Consider the following 2,510-nt stretch of genomic DNA (forward strand, 5'->3'; position numbering starts at 1 on the left):
CCCCCCCACCCAGGGCGCGGGGCTCAGACCTGGGCGCCGGTCTCCAGATGGCTCGGCACCCCGCGGCGGCCACCGCGCTGCCCGCGACGGGAGTCGGTGGGACGCGGCGGCGGTGAGCCGCGCCGGCGCTCCAACTCCACGGTGAGCGGCACCGCCGTGAACACCGACGACCAGGTGCCGACCGTCAGACCGACGAGCAGGGCCAGGGCGAAGTCGGCCAGCGAGTCACCGCCGAGCACGAACAGCGCCGCGAGGATGAAGACCGCGCCGATGCCGGTGTTCACGGTGCGTGGCACGGTCTGCAGCACGGCGGTGTTGGCGACCCGGGCGTACGGCGTGCCCCGGGCCTTGCCCCACAGTTCGCGCACCCGGTCGAACACCACCACCGAGTCGTTGACCGAGTAGCCGATGACGGTGAGCAACGCGGCCAGGAACACCCCGTCGACCGGTTTGCCCAGCCACGCGAAGACCCCCAGCAGCAGGATCACGTCGTGAGTCATCGCGGCCACCGCGCCGGCGGCGAACGTCCAGCGGAACCGCACCGCCAGGTAGACGAGCTGGGCTGCCAGCGCGACGCCCAGCGCGATCAGGGCGTTGCGCCGCAGTTCGTCCCCGAGGCTGGGGCCGATCAGCTCGTCGCTGAGCTTGGTGACGGTCCCGCCCGGCCCGGCCAGCGCCTCCCGGATGCGGTGCTCGTCGTCACCGGTCAGCCCGGCCGCCCGCACCGAGAGGTCACCGTCACCCGAGGTGGTCACCTCCGCCTGCGGGAAACCGGCCGCGGCGACGGCCCGGCGTGCCGTCTCCGCGTCCACGTCGCGGCTGGTGCCGTACTCGGTGAGGCGTCCGCCGGTGAACTCGACGCCCAACTCCAGCCCCCGGGTGAGCAGTCCCGCGCCGGCGAGCAGCATCAGGACGGCGGAGAGCGCCAGCAGCCGCCGTGGCCGGCGCAGCAGGTCGGGGTTCCGGCGGGTGATCCACGACCTGAACCGTCCGGGCAGCGTGATGCCGTTGAGCTTCGGCCGTTTCGTCAGGAAGGTGCTGCCCGAGGTGAGTTCGGCCAGTGAGCGGGCCACGACCAGGGCCGACACCATGGACGCCAGGACACCGATGGCCAGGGTGACGCCGAACCCGCGGACCGGTCCGGAGGCGAACAGGAACAGCAGCGCCGCCGCCAGCAGGGTGGTGACGTTGGAGTCGGCGATGGCGCTCCAGGCGTTGCGGAAACCGGCGGTGAGCGCCGCCCGCAGACCGCGTCGCGGCGTGGCCGTGTACTCCTCCCTGGCCCGTTCGAAGACGAGCACGTTGGCGTCCACCGCCATGCCGATGGCCAGTACGAATCCGGCCAGCCCCGGGAGGGTGAGCGTGACGCCGAGCGCCAGCAGCGCCCCGTAGGAGATCAGTCCGTAGCAGGCCAGCGCGAACGCGGCGAGCAGACCGAACCAGCGGTAGACGGCGATCACGAACAGCGAGGTGAGGGTGACGCCGATGATCGCGGCGCCCGCCCCCGCGCTGACCGCCTCGGCGCCGAGCGTCGGGCCGACGGTGCGCTGCTCGACCGTCTCCACCGGGACGGGCAGTGCGCCGCCCTTGATGAGCAGCGCCAGGTCCCGGGCCTCGTCCTGGCCGAACGATCCGGTGATCTGCGTGCTGCCCCCGGTGATGCCCCCCTCGCAGCGGACGTCGCCGTCCACCGCGGGGGAGGAGATCACCTCGCCGTCCAGCACGATCGCGACGCGGCGCCGGTCGTCGCCCTGGGGGTGGCAGGCGGCGTCACCGGTGAGTTCCGCCCACCCCTTGCCGCCGCCGCGGAAGTCCACGGTGACGAACCAGCCGGTACCGCGCTGCGGGTCGATCTGCGGCGCGGCGTCCTCGACGTCCGCGCCGGACAGCGCGGACGGGCCGAGGCGCAGCCGGTTGCCGCTCTCGTCCGGCAGCACCTCCGGCTCGGACGGCCCGGTGGCGGAGTCGGGCTCGGGCTTGTTTTCGGAGTCGGGCTTGGTGCCGGGCTCGGGCTCGGTGCCGGGCTTGGGCGGGTCGGCTTCCGGTGGGTCCGCGGGGGCCTCGCCCCCGGGATCGGCAGGGCCGAGTACGGGGTGGAAGGAGAGCTGGGCGGTGCGGCCGAGCACCTCTGCCGCCTCCCGGGGGTCCTGCACGTCGGGCAGTTCGACGATGATCCGGCGGTCGCCGGAACGGGTGAGGACGGGCTCGCTGACGCCCAGCGCGTCGATGCGGTGACGCAGCACCTCCACCGTCCGGTCGGTGGTCTCCCGGTCGGCGGTGACCGTGGGCGAGTCGCGGGCCTCCAGGACGATCCGGGTGCCGCCTTGCAGGTCGAGCCCCAGGCGGGGCGAGGTGGTCAGGACAACGATCGCGGACACGAGCAGCACGGCGAACGCCAGTACCGCCCGTACCGCGGTGGCACGGGTCATGAGGGCTTCTGCCTCCATCGGGACGGCCCGCGCATCGCGCACCTTGTGCGGCGGCCGGAGTGCGGCCGACGCGCGGCGCGG

1 protein-coding gene is annotated in these 2,510 nt (G+C 73.8%); it reads right to left on the minus strand.

Translation table 11 applies throughout. The features are described from left to right. Positions 1–23 precede the first annotated feature (23 nt). Entirely contained in the window at positions 24–2,429 is a 2,406-nt protein-coding gene (secD, locus tag ACYVE9_RS22705; protein WP_461029748.1) for a protein translocase subunit SecD, read from the minus strand. Positions 2,430–2,510 lie beyond the last annotated feature (81 nt).

The organism is Streptomyces sparsus (assembly GCF_054776295.1).

Bases quoted from the DNA above. Each gene is read 5' to 3' on its own strand.
- secD (WP_461029748.1), bottom strand. From the start codon at position 2,429: ATGACCCGTGCCACCGCGGTACGGGCGGTACTGGCGTTCGCCGTGCTG.